At 52.9% G+C, this 23867-nt stretch carries 26 protein-coding genes and 1 pseudogene; 7 read left to right on the top strand and 20 right to left on the bottom strand.

The window, feature by feature from the left end:
• Positions 1–27: 27 nt before the first annotated feature.
• Positions 28–645 (top strand): TRASH domain-containing protein, encoded by a 618-nt coding sequence (locus ACYQ27_RS05405; protein WP_456452624.1) that lies wholly within the window; start codon positions 28–30, stop codon positions 643–645.
• Here the strand turns inward: ACYQ27_RS05405 and ACYQ27_RS05400 are convergent.
• From ACYQ27_RS05400 to ACYQ27_RS05390, 3 genes are read right to left on the bottom strand one after another with little or no spacing between them, the layout of a single operon-like run.
• The gene (locus ACYQ27_RS05400) at positions 586–1344 is read right to left on the bottom strand and encodes a cytochrome C biogenesis protein (protein ID WP_456452618.1); all 759 of its coding nucleotides are present in this window, start codon (positions 1342–1344) and stop codon (positions 586–588) included. The two genes, ACYQ27_RS05405 and ACYQ27_RS05400, sit on opposite strands and share 60 nt — an antisense overlap.
• On the bottom strand, positions 1344–1697 hold the full coding sequence (locus tag ACYQ27_RS05395; RefSeq protein ID WP_456452616.1) for a hypothetical protein: 354 nt from the start codon (positions 1695–1697) through the stop codon (positions 1344–1346). The genes ACYQ27_RS05400 and ACYQ27_RS05395 overlap by 1 nt, the downstream gene beginning before the upstream one ends.
• 39 nt (positions 1698–1736) lie before the next feature.
• Entirely contained in the window at positions 1737–2045 is a 309-nt protein-coding gene (locus ACYQ27_RS05390) for a hypothetical protein (protein ID WP_456452614.1), read from the bottom strand.
• A gap of 154 nt (positions 2046–2199) precedes the next feature.
• On the opposite strand from ACYQ27_RS05390, the gene ACYQ27_RS05385 reads away from it, so the two are divergent.
• The 6 genes from ACYQ27_RS05385 (at position 2200) to ACYQ27_RS05360 (ending at position 7936) form a co-directional block, all read left to right on the top strand.
• On the top strand, positions 2200–2817 hold the full coding sequence (locus ACYQ27_RS05385) for a class I SAM-dependent methyltransferase (protein ID WP_460041810.1): 618 nt from the start codon (positions 2200–2202) through the stop codon (positions 2815–2817).
• 1 nt (position 2818) lies between these two features.
• Positions 2819–3940: an ABC transporter permease gene (locus ACYQ27_RS05380; RefSeq protein WP_460041185.1), complete on the top strand. Its 1122-nt coding sequence runs from the start codon at positions 2819–2821 to the stop codon at positions 3938–3940.
• Positions 3933–4712 (top strand): ABC transporter ATP-binding protein, encoded by a 780-nt coding sequence (locus tag ACYQ27_RS05375; RefSeq protein ID WP_460041184.1) that lies wholly within the window; start codon positions 3933–3935, stop codon positions 4710–4712. The genes ACYQ27_RS05380 and ACYQ27_RS05375 overlap by 8 nt, the downstream gene beginning before the upstream one ends.
• A gap of 169 nt (positions 4713–4881) precedes the next feature.
• The gene (locus ACYQ27_RS05370) at positions 4882–6054 is read left to right on the top strand and encodes a PLP-dependent cysteine synthase family protein (protein WP_460041183.1); all 1173 of its coding nucleotides are present in this window, start codon (positions 4882–4884) and stop codon (positions 6052–6054) included.
• The gene (locus tag ACYQ27_RS05365) at positions 6051–7208 is read left to right on the top strand and encodes a cystathionine gamma-synthase (RefSeq protein WP_460041182.1); all 1158 of its coding nucleotides are present in this window, start codon (positions 6051–6053) and stop codon (positions 7206–7208) included. The genes ACYQ27_RS05370 and ACYQ27_RS05365 overlap by 4 nt, the downstream gene beginning before the upstream one ends.
• Positions 7205–7936 carry a class I SAM-dependent methyltransferase gene (locus tag ACYQ27_RS05360; RefSeq protein WP_460041181.1) on the top strand — a complete coding sequence of 244 codons (732 nt, stop codon included), beginning with the start codon at positions 7205–7207 and terminating at the stop codon, positions 7934–7936. The genes ACYQ27_RS05365 and ACYQ27_RS05360 overlap by 4 nt, the downstream gene beginning before the upstream one ends.
• Positions 7937–7997: 61 nt before the next feature.
• Here the strand turns inward: ACYQ27_RS05360 and ACYQ27_RS05355 are convergent, their stop codons facing one another.
• From ACYQ27_RS05355 to ACYQ27_RS05275, 17 genes and pseudogenes are all read right to left on the bottom strand, one after another.
• Positions 7998–8291 carry an SHOCT domain-containing protein gene (locus ACYQ27_RS05355; RefSeq protein WP_235507093.1) on the bottom strand — a complete coding sequence of 98 codons (294 nt, stop codon included), beginning with the start codon at positions 8289–8291 and terminating at the stop codon, positions 7998–8000.
• Positions 8292–8398: 107 nt separating this feature from the next.
• Complete coding sequence (locus tag ACYQ27_RS05350) at positions 8399–10465, bottom strand: heavy metal translocating P-type ATPase (RefSeq protein ID WP_460041809.1); 2067 nt, start codon at positions 10463–10465, stop codon at positions 8399–8401.
• A gap of 185 nt (positions 10466–10650) precedes the next feature.
• On the bottom strand, positions 10651–12339 hold the full coding sequence (locus ACYQ27_RS05345; RefSeq protein ID WP_460041180.1) for a serine/threonine-protein kinase: 1689 nt from the start codon (positions 12337–12339) through the stop codon (positions 10651–10653).
• A 214-nt stretch (positions 12340–12553) separates the two neighbouring features.
• A complete protein-coding gene (locus ACYQ27_RS05340; protein WP_456452076.1) occupies positions 12554–13039 on the bottom strand; it encodes a DUF302 domain-containing protein in 486 nt (161 codons plus the stop codon).
• 131 nt (positions 13040–13170) lie between these two features.
• Positions 13171–14313 (bottom strand): HgcAB-like fusion protein, encoded by a 1143-nt coding sequence (locus tag ACYQ27_RS05335; RefSeq protein WP_456452078.1) that lies wholly within the window; start codon positions 14311–14313, stop codon positions 13171–13173.
• A gap of 4 nt (positions 14314–14317) precedes the next feature.
• A complete protein-coding gene (gene cpaM, locus ACYQ27_RS05330; RefSeq protein ID WP_460041179.1) occupies positions 14318–14977 on the bottom strand; it encodes a corrinoid protein-associated methyltransferase CpaM in 660 nt (219 codons plus the stop codon).
• A gap of 37 nt (positions 14978–15014) precedes the next feature.
• Positions 15015–15272 (bottom strand): annotated as a pseudogene (locus ACYQ27_RS05325) (methyltransferase family protein); the annotation flags it as partial.
• Between the two features lie 64 nt (positions 15273–15336).
• Positions 15337–17412, bottom strand: coding sequence for a heavy metal translocating P-type ATPase (locus ACYQ27_RS05320; protein ID WP_460041178.1), 2076 nt, complete (start codon positions 17410–17412; stop codon positions 15337–15339).
• A 2-nt stretch (positions 17413–17414) separates the two neighbouring features.
• Positions 17415–17765, bottom strand: a complete 351-nt coding sequence (locus ACYQ27_RS05315; protein ID WP_456395143.1) for an ArsR/SmtB family transcription factor — start codon at positions 17763–17765, stop codon at positions 17415–17417.
• A 69-nt stretch (positions 17766–17834) separates the two neighbouring features.
• The gene (locus tag ACYQ27_RS05310; protein ID WP_460041808.1) at positions 17835–18920 is read right to left on the bottom strand and encodes an SLC13 family permease; all 1086 of its coding nucleotides are present in this window, start codon (positions 18918–18920) and stop codon (positions 17835–17837) included.
• A gap of 43 nt (positions 18921–18963) precedes the next feature.
• Entirely contained in the window at positions 18964–19452 is a 489-nt protein-coding gene (locus ACYQ27_RS05305; protein WP_460041177.1) for a hypothetical protein, read from the bottom strand.
• Between the two features lie 63 nt (positions 19453–19515).
• Positions 19516–20475: an extracellular catalytic domain type 1 short-chain-length polyhydroxyalkanoate depolymerase gene (locus ACYQ27_RS05300; RefSeq protein ID WP_460041176.1), complete on the bottom strand. Its 960-nt coding sequence runs from the start codon at positions 20473–20475 to the stop codon at positions 19516–19518.
• Positions 20476–20520: 45 nt separating this feature from the next.
• Entirely contained in the window at positions 20521–21423 is a 903-nt protein-coding gene (locus tag ACYQ27_RS05295; protein WP_460041175.1) for a DMT family transporter, read from the bottom strand.
• 85 nt (positions 21424–21508) lie between these two features.
• Positions 21509–22909: a mercury(II) reductase gene (merA, locus tag ACYQ27_RS05290; protein ID WP_460041174.1), complete on the bottom strand. Its 1401-nt coding sequence runs from the start codon at positions 22907–22909 to the stop codon at positions 21509–21511.
• 30 nt (positions 22910–22939) lie between these two features.
• The gene (locus ACYQ27_RS05285) at positions 22940–23185 is read right to left on the bottom strand and encodes a YHS domain-containing protein (protein WP_460041173.1); all 246 of its coding nucleotides are present in this window, start codon (positions 23183–23185) and stop codon (positions 22940–22942) included.
• Positions 23186–23392 carry a heavy-metal-associated domain-containing protein gene (locus tag ACYQ27_RS05280; protein ID WP_456395137.1) on the bottom strand — a complete coding sequence of 69 codons (207 nt, stop codon included), beginning with the start codon at positions 23390–23392 and terminating at the stop codon, positions 23186–23188. It abuts the gene before it with no gap.
• Positions 23393–23488: 96 nt separating this feature from the next.
• The gene (locus tag ACYQ27_RS05275) at positions 23489–23866 is read right to left on the bottom strand and encodes a DUF302 domain-containing protein (protein ID WP_456452106.1); all 378 of its coding nucleotides are present in this window, start codon (positions 23864–23866) and stop codon (positions 23489–23491) included.
• Between the last annotated feature and the right edge of the window lies 1 nt (position 23867).

Below are 23867 nucleotides of genomic sequence, written 5' to 3'. Positions count from 1 at the left end.
GAAGAGATAGATGGGATGGTGATGGAAATGAAAATAGACGACCTGGATTTAAAGCTTATCTACCTCCTGATGGACAACTCACGCCTGAGCATATCGGAGCTTGCCGAGCGGCTCGGTGTAAGCAGGCCAACGGTCAAATCAAGGCTTGACAGGCTTGAAAAAGATGGAATAATCCAGGGGTATACCATCAAACTAAACCCCGAGCTCTTGAGGGCCCACAACGTCGTGGCGCTCATCATAAAAACCAGCGAGCCTGAAAAGCTGCAGGAATTTGAGGAAATCATCGAAATAAACCGCTTTACCAGCAGGAAGTACCTCATAAAGGTGGCAGTCGAGGACATGGAGCAGCTCAGAAACGTCATTGAGGGGGCTGGCTTCGAGGTTATCGAGATAATGCCGGTTCTTGAGAGCGTTGAAAGAACAAGCCCGCCGAAGGTCAAGATACCCTTCAAGTGCGACTACTGCGGAAAGGAAATAATCGAAGAGCCGATAGTCTACAAGTACCGCAACAGGGTTTACTTCTTCTGCTGCCCAACCTGCCTGAGGGAGTTCAAGAGAACGAGGGAGAACATAGAAAAGTTTAGACTAAAGGAAGAGAACAAGATAGAGCATGCTCACGAGCACGAGCACCACGCCCATAACTAGGTCTCCCCTTCCGCTTACGGAAGAAAATCTATCCACAGCCCTTCCGAGCCTTGCGTATCTGCTCCCGTAGTGGAAGCCCAGCGTAATGAGGGCAAAGGGAACCACCGAGATCCCTATGAACACCATTAGGAGAGCCGCTGTGGTGCCCGGCGAGAAGCGGCCCGAAAGCAGGGAGCTCACGAGGAGATACGACGGCAGCACGCATGAGAGCGAGAGAAACGCCATTGCCCCTCCAACCACAAAGGCGGCCGGTGGTGAGGTCGCCTTCTCAAGGACCCTGTTGCTCTTTTCCCTTAGCGGGCTCGAAAGGGGTATTCTCACGTAGCCCAGTGCCGACAGGATTTTGTACATGCCAACTGCGATGCCGAAGGCCACGACGAAGTACCTCAAAAAGGGAATCCTCGTGTGCAGGTTCATCAGGGCCGATGCTATTATGCTGTAGCCCAGGAAAGCCCCTATGGTGAAAGCAAAACCAACACTGAGAACCTTCCGTTCCTCAACAATTGCTATCATAGAGAGCAGAAAGACTATCATCAGAAAAATCGAGGGTCTCAGGGCGTTCAGTATTCCCAGCGCCACTATTGAGAACGTTACCCCAGTAAACTCGGCGATCGGCTCGGCGAGAGCACTTCCAGCCGTCAGCCCGAGAAAAAGGGAACCCAGAATTGGTAGAGCAAACTTCCTCATCGCCACCACCATCAGTGCTCCATTGAAGGAGCGCCCATGCGCACTATTTCGACCGCTGAACCGCCCTTCACTGCAATGCTCACCCTGTCTCCCTTTGAGAGGCACGGAACTTCTGTGGGATGTGTGTAACGCACCTTCAAAACCTCCCCTCCAGCATCTATAACCGCTGTACATGTTAGCTCCATATAGTCCTCGCTCGGCGTGCAGTCCCTGTCCGCCAGGACGAGGCCGTTCTGCACTTTAACGGGCTTCCCCTCAACAAGATAGCCGGTGAAAACATCACCCTTCGAACTGCCCACCGCAAGATAATACGACAGAAGAAGCGCAGAAATTATGATGAGGCCAAAAATAGAAATCCGCCTCATACCTCCATCTCCTCCGAAATCATGGATGAAAAGGAAAAATCATTCATCATTTTCATCTTCATCCTCAATGCCCATGCTCCTCTCACAGTACTCGTGCATCTCCGTCCAGTTGCCGGCCATGTACTTCTCCATTACTGGCTCCATCTCATCATGCATCCCTGTAAAGTTCCCGCTTTCCATGTAATTCTCCATCTGGTCATGCATTTCATCGTCCATCATGCCCATGTGCATGGGCCCGAAGCCGCCTATTCTCTCCGTCATGTTGAATCCGCCGCTGTGTGCTATTCCGAGGGGAACCGCTATGAGAGCTCCAACTATGAACCCGATCAACAATGATTTCCACTCCATTCCACATCACCTTTTGCTGTTTTCCGTTATACACTCGGGGGGAAAGGCTAATAGGCTTATTATTTCCAATATGTGAATCTCATCTGACTGGACTTCACAGAATGAAGGGATAAGCTTAATTCAAAGTTTACACAATGTATAAAGCGTGAAGAAAATGACGGATACTGCAGGGAAATATGACAGATTTTCAGGGTTTTATGACTCATTTGAGGCGCTGATTGAAAGGAGAGCTTTCTCAAAATACAGAAAGAGGGCCTTAAGCTTGGCTAAAGGTAAAGTTCTTGAAATAGGCGTCGGGACGGGAAAGAACCTCCCATACTACCCCGAAGACGTCGAGGTCACCGGCATAGACTTCAGCAGGGGAATGCTTGAGAAGGCGGAGAGGAGGAGAAGAGAGCTCGGCCTGAAGAACGTTAAGCTAATGCTCATGGACGCCCAAAATCTGGAGTTCGGGGACAACACGTTTGACACCGTCGTTAGCACCTTCGTCTTCTGCACTGTCCCCGACCCGATGAAGGGGCTTAAGGAGGCCTACCGCGTCCTAAAGCCAGGGGGAAGGGCCATATTTTTGGAGCACATGAAAAGCGAATCAAAGCTTTTGAACATCCCGCTCTATCTCATGAATCCTGTGATGAGGGCGCTCACGGGAACATCCATGGTGCGGGAGACGCAGAAGAACATCGAAAAGGCGGGCTTTAGGATAGAGCGTGTTGAAAACCTGTTTTTTGACATTGTGAGGCTGATCATTGCCACAAAGCCTTCGGGTGATTGAGATGATAGCGAGAAAGAACCTGTTCCATGATAAGGGGAGGGTCGTGATAAGCGTTGGAGGAGTGGCCCTCTCCGTAACGCTGGTTATAATACTCCTTGGAGTGTACTACGGCATGACGACCCTCGGCACGAACTACATCGTGAACACAAACGCCGACCTCTGGGTGGGGCAGGAGGGCATACACGACCTCTGGCACACATACTCGCTCCTCCCAAGGGGGCTCGGTGATGAGATAAAAAGCGTGGACGGTGTTGAGAGCGTTCACGAGCTCATAGGGAGGGCAGTCCAGATAGAGGTGCCAGGAACCGGGGCAAAAAAGACCGTGTACATAGTGGGCTTTGACCCGGCGAGCGGGGTCGGCGGCCCGTGGGACATCATGAAGGGCAGCAAGGAAATAAAAAACGGGGAGGCCATCGTTGACCACGTCTTCTTTGTCAGGAACAATTTAAAGCTCGGCGACACAATTAAGGTGGGAGAGAAGGAGCTCAGGATAGTGGGGGTCTCAAAGGGGACGTTTGCGGTTGTTTATCCCTACATCTTCGTAACCACCGAGGATGCCGCCGAGATATTCGGGACGACACAGTATGTGAACTACTACCTGGTGGAGCTCTCCGGCGACAGGCCGGCCACCGAGGTGGCAAAGGACATCACCGACAGGCTGAAGGAGAAGGGGGTGGCGGTTGAGATACTCACGAAGGAGAGGTTCATCCAGAACCACAAAGACGTGATAAACGAGAGCTTCAACTCCATACTCTTCCCGCTGGTGTTCATAGGCTTCATAATTGGAGCGGCGGTCATAGGACTCACGCTTTACACCATGACGATGGAGAAGATGAGGGAATACGCGATACTGAAGGCAATCGGAGCGCAGAATAGGTTTTTGAGGAAGATCGTCTTCCAGCAGGCGGTTATAATAACCTTCCTCGGCTTTGCCGTGGGCATAGGGCTTTCCCTGCTCGCGACAACGTTCGTCCCCAGATTTGCCCCCGAGTTCTTTGTGGAGATGAACTCCGCCACGGTTGGGATAACCTTTGCGGCAGTCGTCGGTATGGGTTTGCTGGCGCCGCTGATCCCGATAAGGAGGCTCAACAAAGTTGATCCGGTGGTGGTCTTCAATGCCTGAGATCCTAATTAAAGCCACAAATCTGACGAAAATCTACGGCTCGGGAAGGACGGCGGTTAAAGCAGTGGACAACGTTTCATTAACCCTGAGAAGGGGGGAGGTCGTCCTGCTCATGGGGCCTTCGGGCTCCGGGAAAACGACGCTCTTAACCCTGCTGAGCGGACTTTTAAGGCCCACCTCGGGAAGCATAAGGATATATTCGTCATTCCATGCATCGCGTAAGTTCCCGATTTCGGCACATGGATGGGTCGAACTGACCGAATTGAACCAGGATGAGCTCGCAAAGCTCAGGCTGGAGAAGATGGGCTTCATATTCCAGCACTTCAATTTGCTCTCCTCGCTGACGGCGCTGGAGAACGTCATGGTGCCCCTCCTGATAAAGGGAGTAAAAAAGAAGGAAGCCAAGGAAAGGGCAAAGCGTCTGCTAGTTGAACTAGGGCTGGAGGACAGATTGAACAGCAAACCGGAGAAGCTTTCCGGGGGCGAGCAGCAGAGGGTCTCCATCGCGAGGGCTCTCATAACCGACCCGGACATTATAATAGCGGACGAGCCGACGGCAAACCTTGATTCAAAGAACGGAAGGGAAGTAATAGAGCTCATCCACGACAGGGCGAAGAGGGATGGAAAAGGCGTCATAATCGCCACGCACGACCCGAGAATAGTTGACTTCGCGGACAGGATACTCTACATGGAGGACGGGGTGATATACGAGAAGGACAGCTCACAGGCGAGGAAGCTGCTGCTGTTCAAAGGAGGGGAGAGTCCTGGCTAAGGGCATGGGAACAAAAGTGTGTAAAGACTTAAAGCCACTTATACACCTTTTATTCTAAACCTTTTGTTAAATAACGGCGAATTATTTTCGATTTTCCGTAAAGAAGGCATATGCTTACCGAAAGATATATATACACTCCTACCCAATATCGGGTAGGTGATGGGTAAAAATGGCAGAAAGTTACACAAAATTGGGTATTTATGATGACATCGTTCAGACAATAGGCAGCACCCCCCTGGTGAGGCTGAGGAAGATAGAGAGATATTTCAACCTCAAAAACGAGCTCTACGCCAAGGTGGAGTTCTTCAACCCTGGGGGGAGCATAAAGGACAGGATAGGCAAGTACATGATAGAAGGGGCCAAAAAGGAGGGAAAAATCGTCGAGGGCGGTGTTATAGTCGAGCCAACTTCAGGCAACACCGGCGTTGGCCTCGCCCTTGTAGCGGCCGACGAGGGCTACATGACGGTCTTCACGATGCCGGACAAGATGAGCACCGAAAAGGAGCTCCTCCTAAAGGCCATGGGCGCCTTCGTCATTAGAACGCCCACCGCCGTTGCTCCAGACGACCCCAACTCCTACTACAAGGTGGCCGAGGCTGTGAGGAACCTCATCTGGAAAAGGGGCAGGGCGGTAACAAGAGAGGAGCTCAGGGAGATAGTCGAGTACGTTCAGCGGCTCGTTAATGAAGAGAGGCTCGACGAGCTCAGGGCAATCCTTGGGGAGGAAGTGGAGGAAACACCCTACGCCTACATCCCCAACCAGTACTTCAACAAATACAACCCCCTGGCGCACTACGAGACCACCGCGAGGGAGATATGGGAGCAGACCGGAGGGGAGATAGACTACCTCTTCGCGGGGATAGGCACCGGGGGGACGATAACCGGAATCGGGCGCTACCTGAAGGAGAGGAAGAAAGATGTGAAAATAATAGGCGTTGACCCGGTCGGCTCGATATACAGCCTGGTTAAGAAGGGAATGAGCCTTGAGGAGGCCCTCAAGAAGGCCCACCCCTACCTCGTTGAGGGCATAGGCGAAGACCTCCTCCCGGAAACCGTCGATTTAAGCCTCGTTGACGATATGGTTGTCGTCAACGACCAGCAGGCCTTTTCAATGACCCGCTTCCTCGCGAGGAAGGAAGGAATTCTGGCGGGCGGTTCATCCGGTGCAGCCCTCTACGGGGCGGTGAAGTACCTCAAGGAGAAAGGAGTTGAAGGCAAGAAGGTCGTCGTGATATTCCCGGACACCGGAAGGAACTATCTCACGAAGGTATTCAACGACGAATGGTTAATCGCGAACGGCTTCGAGGTTGACGATGAAAAGGTTCTGGAGGTGCTGAGATGAGGTTCTCAACCAAAGCCATACATGTCGGTGAAGAGCCCGAGAGCATGCAGCACGGCGACGTTGTATCCCCAATCCACCTCTCAACCACCTTTGCGAAGAGGAGCATAAAGGAGGTCGAGGAAGGCTACGTCTATTCGAGGAGCGGCAACCCCACGAGGGACGCACTTGAGAGAAAGCTGGCGGCACTTGAGAACGCAAAGTACGGGCTGGCGTTTTCTTCAGGACTTGCCGCCGAATCCACGATACTCCTGGCGCTGTTGAAGAAGGGCGACCACGTAATAGCTTTCGACGACCTCTACGGCGGAACGAAGAGGCTCTTCAACCAGGTGATGGAGCGCTTCGGCATCGAGTTCACCTACGTTGACGCGAGGGAGTCAGAGAATGTCAGGAATGCAATAAGGGAGAACACGAGGATGATCTGGCTCGAAACGCCAACGAACCCCCTATTGAAGCTGGCGGACATAAAGGCGATAGCGGAGATCGCCCATGAGAGAGACATCATCGTGGTCGTGGACAACACCTTTGCCAGTCCTTACTTCCAGAATCCCATTGACCTTGGGGCAGATATAGTCCTCCACAGCGTCACCAAGTACCTCGGCGGGCATTCAGATGTTGTCGGCGGGGCTGTGATGGTCAACGACGACGAAATCTATGAGAGGCTCAAGTTCCACCAGAACGCGGTTGGAGCAATCCTTTCGCCCTTCGACTCCTGGCTGGTAATGAGGGGCATCAAAACGCTCGCAGTCAGGATGGAGAGGCACGAGAAGAACGCCATGACGATAGCAAGGTATCTTGAGGAGCACCCGCTGGTTGAGCGCGTTTATTACCCCGGCCTGCCCTCACATCCACAGCACGAACTCGCGAAGAGGCAGATGCGCGGCTTCGGAGGCATGCTCTCCTTCGAACTCAAAGGAGGACTGGAAGAGGCAATAAAGTTCGTGGAGAGCCTTGAGATATTCGCTTTAGCCGAAAGCCTCGGCGGCGTCGAGTCGCTCATAGAACTGCCGGCAATCATGACCCACGCATCGGTTCCAAAGGATGAGAGGGAAAAGGTCGGCATAAGGGACTCGCTCATCAGGGTCTCGGTGGGAATAGAGGACGTTGAAGACCTCATCGAGGACCTTGAGAGGGGCTTTGAGGCGGTGAGAGCATGATACCGAGCATTGAAGAGATTAGAACGTTCTTAGAGAAGCTTGGATTTGGCGAAGAGGAGGTCAACGAGCTGGTGGAGCAGATAGAGTACTTCGAGACGGAAGCGCCCGAGAGGGACGACATCGTGCGGGACTACCTCAGGGACGAGTGCATAGAGACGATAGTTAACGATATAGTTGGGGAAATCTTAAAGCTAAACAGGAAAGACATCAGGCTCCTTGACGTTGCCGCAGGTTCGGGCTTCTTCACGGAACGTGTAAGGAGAAAGCTTGAGGAGAAGGGCATAAAAGTCCAGGTCTACGGCTTCGACATAACGCCCAGCATGCTGAAGAGGCTCAAGGAAAAGGGAATAACACCCATCTGGGGTGTTGCCGAGAAGATCAGGGAGTCAATAATGATAGCCAACGAGCACTATGGCATAAATGTTCCAAAAGAGTTCGACGTTGTTTTATCAACCCTCGCATTCCACCACTTCCTAAAGCCAGAGGAAGTCCTCAGGAGCATGAAAAGCGTTTTAAAAGAGGGTGGCAAAGTCATAATAGTTGACGTCCTCAAGCACGAGCACGAGGAGTTCAAAGAAACGCTGAAGGACACCCATCTTGGATTTTCACTTGAAGAAATAAAGGGGATGGGCTCAAGGGTTTTCAAAAAAGTGGAAGCAGGATATATGGACGTGTACTGTGAGGTCGGCGATATCATAGTCGGTCTTTACAAGGCGGTGTTTGCTTAACAGCTCTATTTTTGTTCTTTGTCCGTTCCCTAAAGGAAAATAGAAGAGAAAAATCAGATATTCAGCCTTCCAGAAGCTTTCTTTTCCTTCTCTCGTACTCCTCGTCGTCTATCTCACCGCGTGCATACTTCTCGTCCAGTATCTCAAGGGCGCTCTTTCTGCTTCCGCCTGAGCTCTGCTCAAAGAGCCACTTGATGAACCATACAACGCCAGCTATTATTGCGATCCAGAATAAGAGCATGAGCAGTGCTCCAAATATCCCAAAGTATCCAAATCCCATCATGTCGTGCCACCCCCATCCAGTTTCTCCAGTGTGAGCTGAAAATCTCACCAGTTCAGTGCTTTCAAACATCATTTTGATCTCCTCACATACTACTCAGTGATAAAGGCTATAGAGCTTATTATTGGCAAAAATGAAAGAAATATAGAAAAATCTTCGCAAAATATAAAATGAGAAGGTCATCAGACCTTCAAGAACTTCGCGTTTATAGCCACTATCACCGTGCTCAAGCTCATTAACAAAGCACCTACGGCTGGACTTAACAGTACCCCATAGTTGTAGAGGACACCCGCAGCCAGAGGAATTGCAAAGGTGTTGTATCCTGTTGCCCATGCCAAATTCTGAACCATCTTCTTATAGGTAGCCCTTGCGAGGTGTATTGCCGTTATAACGTCCCTCGGGTCGTTCTTGACGAGAATTATGTCGGCGCTCTCTATCGCCACGTCAGTTCCTGCCCCGATGGCTATTCCAACATCAGCTTGAATCAGAGCCGGGGCATCGTTTATACCGTCGCCGACCATTGCCACCGTGTAACCCTGCTCCTGGAGCTCCTTAATCTTCTCCGACTTCTGGTGGGGCAAGACCTCTGCAAAGAACCCATCGAGGCCGAGCTCCTCAGCAACCCACTTCGCAACCTTGGCGTTGTCGCCGGTGAGCATGTATGCCTTTATGCCCATCTCGTGGAGCCTCTTCACGGCCTCCCTTGATTCGGGCCTTATCCTGTCCGCTAAAGCCAGAGCACCTGCGAGCTTTCCATCGATGACCAGGAAGACAACGGTCTTGCCCTGCTCCAGAACCCTGTTAACGCGCTCGTCCTCCCTCCACAGGCCGTTCTCCTTCAGGAATCCCGGGCTTACGACGAGAACTTCCTTTCCGTTGATGACGCCCTGGACACCTTTGCCCGGAAGAACTTTGGACTGCTCAACATCGTAAAGCTCAAGCCCGAGCTCCTTGGCCTTCTCAACAATTCCCTGGGCTATGGGGTGGCTTGACTGGGCCTCAAGGGCAGCAGCGTACTTCAGAATCTCTTCATCTCCAAGCTCGCCCAGCTGGATTATCTCCGTAACCTCAAACTTTCCTTCAGTGAGCGTCCCTGTCTTGTCAAACACAACAACCTGCACGTCCTTCGCCCTCTCAAAGGCTTCCCTGTTCCTGATCAGTATCCCCTTTCTCGCCGAGATTGAGGTTGAGACCGAAACCACGAGAGGAACCGCCAGGCCAAGGGCGTGCGGGCACGTGATTACCATGACCGTAACCATCCTTTCAATTGCAAAGACAAAGGGCTCCCCGAGGTAAAGCCATGTGCCGAGGGTTATCGTTCCTGCGGTTATTGCTATGAGCGTAAGCCATAAAGCCGCTCTATTTGCCAGATCCTGGGTTCTTGACCTCGTCTCCTGCGCCTGTCTGACGAGCTCAACGACCTGCATGAGGTAGGTGTCCTTTCCTGTCTTCTCTATCCTGACCTTTATCGCACCCTCAAGGTTTATGGAACCGCCGATAACCTCGTCTCCGGGCTTTTTATAGACAGGTTTTGATTCACCCGTCAGCATTGCCTCATTTACACTCGTCTCCCCCTCAACTATGATGCCGTCGGAGGGTATCTTTTCACCGGGCTTGACGAGAACGACGTCGCCCTTCTTCAGCTCGCTGACCGGAACATCCCTCACCCCTTCAGGCGTTACGAGGTGTGCCTCCGTCGGCATGAGCTTTATGAGCTCCTCCAGGGCCCTTGAAGCGCCGAGAACGGAGCGCATCTCGATGTAGTGGCCTATGAGCATGATGTCAATAAGCGTTGCCAGCTCCCAGTAGAAGGTCTTTCCGGGCAGGCCAAAGGTTACCGCCGCGCTGTAGAAGAAGGCAACCGTGATTGCCAGGGCTATCAGCGTCATCATGCCCGGGAGCTTCTTTCTCAGCTCATCCACCATGCCCTTCAGGAACGGCCAGCCGCCGTAGAAGTACACTATGGCCGAAAGACCGAAGAGAACGTAGTGGTCACCGGGAAATGTAACCGTATATCCAAAGAACTTCTGGATCATGGTGGACAGAAACAGTATCGGGAGCGTCAGTATCATGGAGACAATAAACCTCTTCTTGTAATCCTCCATCATCATTTTATGGTGCTCCGCGTGGGAGTGCTTGTGGCCCTCCATCTTTCCATGTTCATGCTCCATCTCATGGCCCATCTCTGTGTGGGACTCCATTTCTTCATGCACATGTCCCTTGTGCATCTCATCCTCTTCCATTCGCATCACCAAAGTAATTATAATATTGCAAAGTATTTAACGCTTCTGCCTGCAAAATTGAAAAATTTCCGGCCCCACGATTTTATGTGGAGTAATAAAAGAGGGGGAATATATAGCCTTCAGCGTTTCATCTTTCCCGCAAAATCTTTACAGGTTTAAAACCTGCGGCCGGCTGAATTGGCGGTGCCGTATCAGGCGCCACTGAATCCAAGCTTTATTCTGTGCACTATTATCTCCGCCTTCTCGACCAGCTCCTCGGGAACATCGAGGCCGTTCTCAAGGCGGAGCCTGAGCTGCTCCCTCAGGGCCAACAGCTCTTTTCTCACGTCTCCTCTCGCGTAGTGTGCCAGATCGTCGGCGTACTTGAGTGCATTAACAAGGTCGTTGAGCTTCAGGTACAGGAGGAACAGCTCGCCCGCGTAGTAGGCGCTCCTCGACAGGTCGTTGATTGAAACGCTCTTGCTGAGGTTCTCGCGGTAGTTCTTCCCGAGGAACTCGGCCAAATCCCTCTGGAGCTCCTCAACCGACTGGTAGCGCTCTTCCTTCCTCTTCGCGAGGCACTTCATCACGACCGGCTCAAGGGGCTTCGCATCGGGGTTGAGCTGGCTTGGTGGGGCGGGCTCCTCAAGGGTTATCTTCGACGCCACCTCGACGAAGTCCTCCCCTTCGAAGGGAGGCCTCCCGGTCAGGAGCTCGTAGAGAACCGCCCCTATCTGCCAGACATCGGTTCTCTCATCTGTTCCGCCAAAGCGGGAGCTTATCTGTTCCGGAGCGGCGTAGAGCGGTGTGAAGCTCACAGCCCGGGTCGTTCTGCTCTCCTTGAGGAGCTTGCTGAGCCCCCAGTCGCTCACCTTGGCCCTTCCACCCTTGAGCAGGATGTTGCTCGGCTTGAGGTCGCGGTGGATTACGCCTTTGGAATGGGCGTACTTAATGCCCTCCGCAACGTCGAAGATTATCCTCGCCGCCTTTTCGGGGCTCATGGGCTTTCCGAGCTTTGCAAGGCTCGTCTCGCAGTACTCCATCTCAAGATAGGGGACGGGAAATATGTTGTAGTCGTAGAGCTCGACTATGTTCGGGTGGCTGAGGAGCGACCAGTTTCTGACCTCCCTGAGGAACGCTTTGCCCCCCTCTTCAGTCAGGCTGATTGGAACTTTTAGGGCAACGACGCTCCTGTCGTGCTTTTCCGCACGGTAGACCCTTGCAAAGCCGCCCTCGCCTATGGGCTCAACCTTCCGGTATCTGGCAAAGAGTTCTTCAAGCGGCGTGCGGGGGGAGGTGGAAGCCGGACCCTCAGCCGGAACAGGAACACCCTTCGCCCTATCCTCCACTCTTTCGAGAACCTCGGCTTTTACCTTAACCTTCGCACTCACCGCCCCTGAGCGGACGGCTACCCTGGCGCTTACCTTTCCGGGGCTCCTGGGGACTGCCCTCAGCGTCTGCGAGACGTACTCCCCGGGCCTGACAGCCCTGAAGTAGACCCTCGTTGAGCTGAGCTCGAAGTACCTCGCCAGGTCGCCCAGGTCGACCTCAACGTTTATCGTCCCCCGTAGGAGATTCCTGAAGCCCACGGTAACCGGAACTTCCTCCCCCACGTGAAGCTTCGGCGGAACATCAACTATGAGAGACTTCCGGAGGAGCTCCTTCATGTCCTCCCTCGGGACAGGGGGGGCGGGTTTAGGATAGCGGTACTTGTATCTTCTCTTTGACTTGGAAACGTCCTTAAGCAGGTGTTTTATCAGGTGTCCAAACCACATGACCATCACGATGAATATTATGAAGCTCGCCGCCCTTCCAAATATGAGCGAGATGAAAAGGATGACTATGAAAAGCTTAACAGCACCCTCCACCAGATCATCATCGAATATATGCCCCATGTGCATTTCAATCCCTCCACCTCTTCCGGCTTTAATTTTAACATCTGATGTGCCTGTTAATGTTTTCGGTGCAATTCTGCAGATTTTCCGGGTTCAGCATTTCCACTATGCAAAGATGAACTCCGTGATGTTTGACCGACCGCAAACCCTGTATTAACTGGGACTGGGGCTATATAACGTTTCAGGCGGATAACAAAAACTTCAAGAAAAGAAAAGGAGCTCAAACCCTGTCAACGACACCCTTAAGTATCTCTTCAACCTTCGCCGCGACCTCAAGCAGCTCGTCGTTCCCGGTTATGCTCATGGCCTTCGTCGGGAGCAGCAGGCTCACGTAGGTCTTCCCTTCCTTCACGTACACCACGAGGTTGCACGGCAGGAATGTGCCGCTGTTGATGTCTATGCCTATGAGCTCGCTTGAGAACTTCGGGTTGCAGGCGCCGAGGATGACGTAGGGCTCCATATCAAGGTCGAGCTTCTCCTTGAAGAGCTCATCCACCTTTATCTCGCTGAGAACCCCGAAGCCTTCCTTCTTGAGCTCCTCCTTGACCCGCTCAACGGTCTCGTCAAATCCGAGCTCGACCTCCCGCACGTATGCATACTCCTCATTCTCCATGGCATGGCCTCTGTGCATGCCCTTTCCGTGGCCTTTGCAGCCACCTTTCATCTCGTGGCGGCCCTTCATACTGCCTTTTCCCATTTCATTCATTTCAAATCACCTTTTTCTTTAGTCAATATTTACTATACTGCAATGCTTAATAAGGTTGCTCTTGACAGAGAGGAAAACGAAAAGCGGTTAATTTTTTAACATGAAGAAGTCAGAAGTAGCCAGTCTCATGCTCACACCCTCACAAGCCGCCTCCCCATGAGGTTCAGCTTGAACTTCCTAATCGTCTCTGGAGGGATTATCCTCCCATCGGGGCTCTCAAAGAAGAGGGCATCAAAGGGACACTGGACGATGCACGCACCGCACTGAACGCATTTCCCCGCGCGGGGCATCCGGGCGATTCCATCAATCTCATAGCAGTTTCTCGGGCACACCTGCACGCATACCCCGCAGCCCGTGCATTTTTCCTCGTCCAGAGCCACCCTTAAGAGGCGCTCCTCATGGAGGCCGCTCTTGTAAACAGGGGTGCTGCCCATTAAATCGATGCTCACGAGAAGGACCATGACGAAGGACACGAAACCCCAGCGGAGGATGAAGTCAAAGCTCAAATTTCCCGTGAAGAGACCATACGCCGCGAGGAGAAGGAGGAAAGCCCCCTCCATGATGAGTGGAAGCCTGCTGAAGTCAAAGATAATGGTGTATCTGCTCAATCCGGCTTTTTTCTTCCCACGGGCCAGCAATCCGGAATACACGGGAAATGAGATGAAGATCAAAAAGGGCAGCAGCCAGCTGAGAATGAAAAGGGGGAGCACAGCACTGCGCCAGAGGAAAAACGCAAGGAGAGCGACGATTATTGAAAAGGGAAACGCCCACATAACCGCCATCTCAACCCGCTGCACCGCCGGAAACTCAACCTCCCGCATTTTCGGGGACTTTTTATAGCCATTTTCAACGAATTTGGGGATATCTTTTGCATAAACGGGGCCCCATATCACGCTCCACCCCGTCCTCTCCCCTATTACTTTCGCCTCGATGCCCGCCGCGGCAAGCTGGGGGAGCACCACGCGCCTGTGGTTCACGAGCCTTTCAATTCCGCTCGTCTTTAACGCCGAAATGACGTCATGGTTTGTGAAATGCCCGCCGGCCGCGGAGCACCACACGTTTATGCCCCTGCTGTTGGCGATGAGGAGGTAGCAGTCAATACCGCTCTTTTCAAGAACCCTCTTCACGCGCTCAACCGTTACGCAGTAGTTGCCCGTGAGGAAAACGGGTGAATTCCTGCCGGGGTTGCCTATCCTGACGAGCCCCGTTTTGCAGGGGAGGGGAAAACCCCTCAAAAGCGTTCCCACAATGTTGATGAGCATGTAGCGGAGCATATCCTCATCCCCCGGGCTTCCTCGCGACTATCTCCACAAAGTCCTCCATCCGGCTCAGCCTCATGGACTCCATGATAAAGCCCGCTTCCTCCACCTTCTCGGGAAGATTCTTTATCGCCCCCGTCGTGGTCTGGGTGAGGAGGTAGGCGATTAAAAGGAGCGGAAGCCTGATTAGGAGTGTTATAACCCTCTTCAACGGACTGCGGGGCACGACCTCATCCGCAATCAACAGGAGGCCTCCGGGTTTCAGTATTCTCATTATCTCCCCCAGGGCATAGCGTAATTCGTCCTCACTCAGCTCGGAGAAGCAGAGCCCCGCCATCACGGCATCATAGCTCTCCGCGGCCTCGGTGTCAAGCTCCGCAACCCCCATCTCACAGAGCTCAACCCTATGCGTGAGTGCCGCCTCCTCTATCTTTTTCCCCGCAATTTCAAGCATCCGCGGGTTGATGTCGATGGCCTTGACCCGTGCGCCCCGCATAGCGGCACGTATCGTTAGCGCTCCCGTCCCGCAACCTATGTCAAGAACCCTCTGCCCCGGCTTTATGCAGGATGTAAGTCTCTCATAGACCCCATCGAGCCTTCCCAGAGTGAGGATTCCAATCCCCCTGTCGTATCTGTCGGGGGAGGACTCAAGTATTCTCATGAGGACATACGATGGCATCCAAACTCCCTGTATGAAAATCCGCTCATCCTGTATTTTAAACTTCCTCCGGCTTTTTTGGAAGCCCAAGATACCTTGGGGTTCTCTCCTTATACCTCCTGTACTCCTCCCCAAACACGCGCTCAAGGTATGGCTCCTCAAGCTCCACCACGTATTTATGGAAGCCGATTGCAAACGCCGCCGTGAGCAGAAGCGCGAGGAGGGATCTGCCCGCGAGCGATATCCCCAGGAAAATTAACAACAGCCCAAGGTTTTGGGGATTCCTGCTGTATCTATAGATGCCGGTGGTGACGAGCCTCGATGTGTCCCGTCCGGGCTATTGGGAAAAAACAAAGGGACGCCGGAGGCACGGCATCCCATCACCTCAGTATTCTCATCGCGTTGAAGACCGCTATGAGGGCGACGCCGACGTCCGCAAAGACCGCCTCCCACATCGTAGCCTCTCCGAGGATTCCGAGGCTTATGAAGGCAAACTTAACGCCGAGGGCGAAGATTATGTTCTGCCATACTATCCTCTGCGTCTTTCTCGCTATCCTGATGCCCCTTGGCAGTTTGGACGGCTTGTCGTCCATTATGACAACATCCGCCGTCTCTATCGCCGCATCACTGCCCAATGCCCCCATCGCGACACCAACATCTGCCCTGGCCAGGACAGGCGCATCGTTTATTCCATCGCCGACGAAGACGACCTTTCCATCGCCTTTCTCCACCTCAAGCTCCTCAATGACCCTAACCTTGTCCTCAGGTAAAAGCTCCGCGTAGAACCCGTCCAGTCCAATCTGCCTCGCTATCTCAGCGGCGACGTCCTTGTTGTCACCGGTAACCATCACGACCTTCTTAACGCCGAGGCGCTTGAGCTCTTTTACTGCCAAGGGAGCGTCTTCCTTTATCTCGTCCGAGATTATTATGTAGCCGGCGTACTTTCCGTTGATGACAACGTGAGCCACCGTCCCCTTGACGCGGCATGTGTCGTGTTCGATGTTGAACCTGTGGAGGAGCCTGTCGTTGCCAACCATGACCTCGACGCCGTCTATCTCTGCCCTGACGCCGTGTCCCGCTATCTCCTCGTACTCCATGAGGTTTTCTTTGATATCCCCTCCATAAGCATCTTTTATCGCCCTCGCTATCGGATGGCTTGAATTGGCCTCCGCTAAAGCCGCGAACCTTATTATCTCCTCCTCGCTGAAGCCGTTCCTCGTCTCTATTTTCGTGACCTTGAAGACGCCCTTTGTCAGCGTTCCGGTCTTGTCAAAGGCGACAACGGTAGCCCCGTGAAGGGCATCGAGATAGTTGGAGCCCTTGACGAGTATTCCATCCCTTGCGGCCCTTCCAATGCCGCCGAAGTAGCCGAGCGGAATCGACAGCACGAGCGCACAGGGGCATGAGATTACGAGGAGCACCAGAGCCCTGTACAGCCAGATTGAGAAGGGGTCGCCATAGACGAGCGGGGGAATGATGGCAACGAGCGCTGCAAGCCCGACGACTGCGGGGGTGTAGTAGTGGGCGAAGCGCGTTATGAACTTCTCGGTCTTGGCCTTCCTCGCGCTCGCGTTCTCGACGAGCTCAAGGATGCGCGAGATGGTTGATTCCCTCAGCTCCTTGGCGACCTTCACTTTGAGGACGCCGCTGAGGTTGAGCATGCCGGAGAGAATCTCCTCCCCCTCCTTCACCGTCCTCGGGACGCTCTCACCGGTTAGGGCGGAGGTATCAACCGTCGAGGTTCCCTCTATGACCACTCCATCAACGGGAACCTTTTCACCGGGCTTTATCAGAATTATATCGCCCACCTTCAGCTCTTCCGGCTTCACCTGGACTACCCTATCCCCCTGCAGGAGGTTCGCGTACTCAGCCTTGAGCGCGAGCAGGGCCTTTATCGAGCGCCTCGACCTGTCAACGGCCATGTCCTGGAAGAACTCGCCTACGACGTAGAACAGCATGACGGCAACTCCTTCCGGGTACTCCCTGATGAGGAACGCACCCACTGTGGCCACCGCGATGAGAAAGTTCTCATCGAAGAGGTTGCCGTGTATGGAATTAACAACGGCGCTCCTTAGAACCTTCCACCCAACGAGAAGGTAGCTGGCGGTGAAGATTCCGAACACAAAGGCGTTGTCCATGCCGTAGTAATAACGGAGCACCACCCCGATGCCAAAGAGCATGAGCGACGGGATTATGAAGTAGAGCGCCCTTCTGGGGTCCCCTTCACCGTGCTCGTGTCCGTGATCATGGTCATGCTCCTCCTTCTCAATGACCTTAACTCCGGGCTCGACCCTCTCTATTATCTCTTTAGCCTTCTCAACGTCGCCTTCTATCACGGCCTCCTTGGTGGCAAAGTTCACCAGCGCGAACTCAAAGCCCTCCTTTTTTAGGGCTTCCTCTATTTCATAGGCGCAGCTCGCACAGTCGAGTCCCTCAAGCTTGAACTTCTTCGGCATCTTCACTCCTCCATGTGCTTTAACGCAACCTTCAGGATTTCGGTTATATGCTCGTCATCGAGACGGTAGAAGACGTTCTTCCCGTCCTTGCGGTAGGTGACGATTTTTCTGTCCTTGAGGATGCGGAGCTGGTGGGATATTGCCGAAACTGAAAGCTTGGTTATCGCCGAGAGGTCGCAGGTGCAGAGCTCTCCCGCCTCCATGAGCGCGAGCAGGATTTTAAGCCTCGTCGGGTTGCCGAGGGCGTTGAAAAAGTCCGCCACTTCCAATACGGTCTCCTCCTCTGGAATTTTTGCCTGTGCCTCTAGTATTTTATCCAGATGTTCCTCATACACCTTACACACTTCCGTCATCATAAATCACCTCTACATTTGAGCAGTTGTGCAAATGTTTTATAAACCTTACGATGGTACAGGCGGGGATCACATCACGAAGAAAAGCAGTGTAACCACCAATGCAGCAAGAAAATAGGGGAGCGAGTATCTGTGGAATTCCCTCATTCCGGTCCCGGAAATCCGGAGAGCAATAAAATTCGCCAGAGAACCGATTATTACCCCATTGCCCCCAAGGTTTACCCCGAGCGTCAGCGGAATCCATGGAGGCCTCGCAGGAAGGAGCATGACCGTGGCAGGAACATTGCTGGTCGCCTGACTCAGGCCCGCCCCCACCAGAAGAACCACCAGAGAGTTCCCCCGGATCAGTGAGTGGCTCAGAGAAGCTACAAGGATCGAAATTTCCCCAAAGTCCACAAATATCAGGGCAAAAATGGCTATCAATGCAACATCAATGGACAGTATCGCCTCCCTCCCTATGAGGCTCAGGACGGCCAGGGTTAATGCGAGACCCACGAACGCATGACCCAGCTGGATGGAAGCCACATCCACCATGAGAAGCCCCACGGATGCTGCCAGCAGCAGCCTGTTGATTCTTATTCTGGGCACTGCAAAAACCCGAACATGCTTTCCGCTGTCCGTTAAACGCACAAATAAAAGCAGAATCCCCATCCAGACGATTATATAAGGGAGCATGCTAAGGACAAACGTATGGATCGAAATTTTATATGTCCTCCAGATGATTATGTTCTGGGGGTTGCCTATAGGGGTTAAAGCGGAGCCGGCATTGGCCGCTATGGCGGTGAGCGTTACAGCTCTGCCCATGCGGATGCCCGTAATTCTCGATATCATGACCACGAGGGGCACAAAAATAAACATCGCGGTGTCGTTCATTATGAACGCCGATGAAACAGCCGTGGTGAGAGTTAGCAGGGCAACAAGCCTCCACTCGGAACCTTTTGACAGATTAATCAGCCTCAGAGCAGCTCTGCTGAATATCCCCGAAAGCTCGATTCCTCTGGATACCACAAGGAGGGATATTATCGCCGCGAGGCTCTCATAATCCACAAGCCTGAGGCTTCTTCCGGGTAGAGAGGGGTCTACAAGCGAGAGAACCACATAGAGCAGTAGGAGGAGGCTAAGAAACCACTCCCTCCGGAGGTAAAGTTTTACCAGCTCAAAGAGCCCTCTGGGATTAAATGACGTATCCTCTGCCTCCTTACATGATGTATCTCCTTATCTCCTCTGTGAGACCGTAGTCCGGGATTATCTCCTCCCCGTTATAGGAAACCTTGACGTGCATTATTATGATGCCCTTCCATGCTACCGGGACAGCCCACGCATCCTCGGGTTCCCTGTATTCGGCAGCCTCTATAACGTGTGCCTCCTTTAACGCATTTTCCACGACATGCTGGACGTCCTGTGGATTAACCTCAACCCTCCATGCCCTTACGGGTCTCCCCTTTGGGGAAGGAGCCCCCGAATATGGGTCGTAGTGGATTCTGTCTATGGCAAAGTTCATGTACATGACGGGCACGTCAACGTGCAGCTCCCCTGCCGGCCCCCTTCTAATTAAAGGTGTCCCCGCGGCGAAGAGGGGCATCGCAGCTTTAACAGTTTCAACGGCTTTTACGACAAGACCAGGGTCAAAAGAAGACCTGCCTTCCCTCCAAACTCCCCTTACAGGGGGAGGACTCGGCGCCACCATTTCCAACACCTCAGAGCATGATGAACTACATTCTATATAACGTTTTTGTAGTGAAAAGGCAACCTAAGGGTGTCCATGATCCTCAAAGAATCTCCAGATTATCTTATTCGCATCGATGTCCCTGCTCGTCTTTCCAATGATCCTTTCGGGGAGGTACTGATACCCTCCAGGCCATGTATGACCCCCTCCCTCGATGCCGTAAAGGACGACCTCAGCTTCATCGGTGCAGTTCGAGTACCTCTCAACCCAGACCCGCGTTCCATCTTCGGGGTCTGCATCCGGAAGGTATTCCTGCCCGTGCATTATGGTGCAGCCGTTCCTGACCGCCCAGTACCCAACCGTCTTTTCGATGGAAACCACCCGTCCAAGCTTGACCGGCCCGAAGTGGAGCTCGCCGCCGTTCCAGGGAACTAATGGATCGTCCGTTCCGAGGATTATCATGATGGGGAGGGGCACGGTGGAGGAGCACTCCTCATAAAGCATCTCCGACATCGGCACCCCGACGACCGCTATTGCCCTCAGCTTCTCGGGAACCTCGCACGCGAGCCGGTATGCCATCAAACCGCCGTTTGACATGCCCGCGACGTAGACCCTGCCCGCGTTTGCGTTGTAGTTCTCGACGAGATAATCAATAAGCGCCGATATGAAGGCGACGTCATCAATGTTCTCCCTTTGGGAGTAGTACCCTGAAAGATTGCGCCCGTCGTTCCAGTGCTTTCGGACGGCATCGGGATAAACAGCGATAAAGCCCTCCTCATCTGCCAGCCTGTTGAGTCCCCCTTTTGTGAGCCTCTCCATATCGTACCCGTTCCCACCGCCGCCGTGGAGTGCTATGACAAGAGGGAAAGACTTCTCCCGGGAGAAGTTTGCGGGGAGGTGCAGGATAAACGTTCTCTCCCTGCCCTCCACCACAATCGAGCCCCTGATGTCACCGGGGTAGAGGGCGGGCTTTCTATGGGCAAACGAAACGAGGAGGAGAAGGAACAGCACGGCAGAGAGGAGGATGTATTTTGAGCGCTTCATGGTTATTCCTGTGTGCGGCGGGATATATGAACCTTTGGTGGCAACTCACTCAATGGAGAGAATATAGACCCCAAGGAACATCAAAACGCCGAAAAATGCTTTAACCGCTGTGAAGCTCTCCCCGAGGATCAGAAAGGCAAAGAGGGCGCCGATTAATGAGGAAGTCGAAAAAATTGCCCCCGTTTTCATGGCTCCAATCTCCCTGAGGGCAAATAAAAACAGCACGATGGAAAAGCCTATGCTGAAGGCACCGGCCGTCAGTATGTAGGGGATGCTCTGGAGAGGAATGTAGAGGGGAATTCCAATTAGAGAAGCTAAAATTAACAGCGCACTCCCCCCAAACAGGCCCTTTAGAGAGGTTACCAACAGCAAATCCCTCTTAACGCTCAGCAGTTTGCTCAAATTGTTGTCCACCGCCCATGATAGGCCCGCAAGGATTATTAGAATATTCCCAAGGATGCCCCTAGCCAGCTCCACCTCTCCAAAGCTCTCCGTCGAGATTACAGCGGCTCCAATTAAGATTAAGAGAATTCCAAGAATGCTTTTCTTTGAAGCTTTCTCCTTGAATACCAAAATGGCCATTAAAACCGTGAAGAGCGTCTCCGTATTGAGGAGGAGAGACGCATTAACGGCCGTCGTTTTATTTAAACCGAACATGAACGAAAGAGGAGCCAAAAAAGAACCAAAGAGAACTATAAGCGCCAGCAACAGGAGGTCTTGCCTTGAGAAAAACTCCTGCGTCTCAGCTTTAAATTCAAGCCTTTTGAGGATTTTATCCTTAAGCGGCGTGAAGCGAAGGAGCATTAAGACTATTCCAGCTGTCAGATAAATGCTTCCCGCCACAACCAGCGGATGAACATTTCTGAGGGCGATTTTATTCAGCGTCGAGCTTATTCCAAAGAGCAGTGCCGCCGAGAGGGCGCTCACATAGCCGTAGTGGTGGGTCATGTATTATCCTTGAAAAAAAGCCTTATAAGGTTGATTCACACGAAAAGAAAGAAGATAGCACCGAATCACACGGTTCAAAGATTCTTCACATCGCACAGCACGGCATTTTTGATACGTCCCCCTTGAAGGAGAGCGCGGCGAGCTTTATGGCCTCGCTCATAGTCGGGAAGACGTGGAGGGTGTCTGTGACCTCATCCACAGTCATCCTGTTCCTTATTATCATCACCGCCTCGTGGATCATCTCGGCGGCGTTGTTGGCGAGGATATGAACCCCGAGGATTTCCTTCGTTCTGGCATCGACCACCATCTTTATGAGTCCCCTCTCCTCGCCGGTGATGAGGGCCTTCGGGACGTTCGAGAACTCCACCGTGCTGCACAGACACTTCGCGACCTTTTGCGCCTCCCCATCGGTCAGCCCGACGCTTGCAAGCTGCGGGTCCGTAAAGACGACCCTCGGCACTACCCTGTAGTCCATTTCAACGTTTCTGCCCTCAAGGGCGTTCCCCGCCGCGGTAAAGCCCTCCTTGGCGGCGACGGTTTCCAGCATGGGCTCACCTATGACATCTCCGGCGGCGTAGATGTTTTGGCCCGCCCTAAGCGTTTTATCCACGATCACAAAGCCCTTCCCGTCGGTTCTAACGTCCGTGTTCTCAAGACCCAACCCTTCAGTGTTGGGCTCCCTTCCGGCCGCGAAGAAAAGGTACTCTCCTTCAAATGTCCTTTCCTTTCCATCAACCTCTGCATGGACTTTAACCCTGCCGCCGGCCCTCTCAAGAGCCTTTATCCTCACGGAGGTGTTCACGTTAATGCCCTCCTGGCTTAAGATGTCCTCAAGCTCTATTGCCAGCTCGGGCTCCGCCCGGGGCATTATCCTGACGCTCCTCTGGAGTATGGTCACCTCTGCCCCGGCCCTCGCAAAGATCTGGGCAAACTCCAGCGCCTGCGCTCTTCCGCCGATAATCACAACCGACTCCGGGAGATATTTAAGCCCAAGGGCCTCGACGTGCGTTAAAATCCTGTCCCTGACATTCTCCACTCCTTTTATGGGCAGAATCCTCGCCCTTGCCCCTGTCGCAATGAGGGCCTTCCTAAACCCAACCTTCTCGCCGTTCACAAGGACTTCGCGGTTTGAGATGAACTTAGCTGATCCTTCAACGTAATCAACGTTCTCCAAACTTTCCAGAACCTTCTCATACTTTTCTCTCCTGAGAAACTTCACGAGCTCGTCTTTTCCCTCCAACAGCTTCCTAAAATCGAATTCCTCAACCCTGAAGCTCAGACCGGAGTAGTGGTGCGTTAGGGCCCTTTTCCTGAGCTCCAGAGCGGTTAAGAGATACTTCGTTGGAACACAGCCAATGTTAACGCAGGTGCCGCCTATCGGCCCCCTGTTGACCATAAGCGTCTTTGCACCGAGCTCGTTGGCCCTCAGGGCAGCGGCAAAACCGGCGGCTCCGCCTCCAACAATGAGAAAATCATACTCTTTCATACCAACGGCCCCTTAAAATGTTAAAAAGGGTCAGAAGTGCATGTGGCCACATCCGCCCCTGCGGTGCCCCCTGTGGTGGCTGTGGTGGGAGTGGCCGTGGCCCCCGTGGGAGTGGTGATGGTCTTTCATGCCCTCCATTCCGATGTATTTCTCCGGGTTTGCCTCGAACTCCGCCTTGCACCCCGGGGAGCAGAAGTAGTAGACCTTCCCGCCGTACTCGACCTTGAGCCCTGTGTCCTCGCTTACCTCCATCCCGCAGACCGGATCAATCGGCATTCAAGCCACCTCCGCTTCGTATCCGAACTTTGAGACAGCGTTAATCAAATCCTCAACCCTGAGCCTTGATTCATCGTATTCAACAACCGCTTTCTTCTCTTTCAGGCTAACCTCTGCCTTGGCCCCGATTTTTTCCAGTGCCCTCTTAATTGTCATGGCACAGTGCCCGCAGCTCATATTTTTAATGTTTAAGACGACTTTCGCCATTTGAATCACCAGTCTAAACTAAGCATGAAAGCTTATTGTTCTTATTCTTTCCAAAGTGAGAATAGAGAGATGATTGAACTTTAAAAATTAACAAACTCATAGCGAATCTATTATCGCCCTGAGCTTCTCCTCCATAGGTCTCGTGAGCTCCACAACTTCCTCTCCGGCGATTCGCCAGGCAACGCTTGGAAGTCCAATGCCTATGTAAACACCATCTTCCCTGACATAGCCAAACGCTGTACACGGCATTAAAGCCCCAATGTTGGGGTCAAGTTTGACGAGCTCCGCCACAACATCGCGGTCGCATATGAAGAGCACGTGGTAGTCCGCCACTATGCCATCTTCCCTCTCCACTATGCTCACGGGGATCCTTTCACCCACTATGAGGAGCCCCTCTTCCTCCACCTTCCCTTTGAGCTCCTCCCAGAGCTCGTCCAGATCCTTTTCAAATTTCTTAACATAGTAAAACTCCATC

It is taken from the genome of Thermococcus atlanticus, assembly GCF_054657855.1.
Note: the sequence above shows the minus strand (reverse complement) of the source record. Positions and strands in the feature narration are given on the sequence as shown.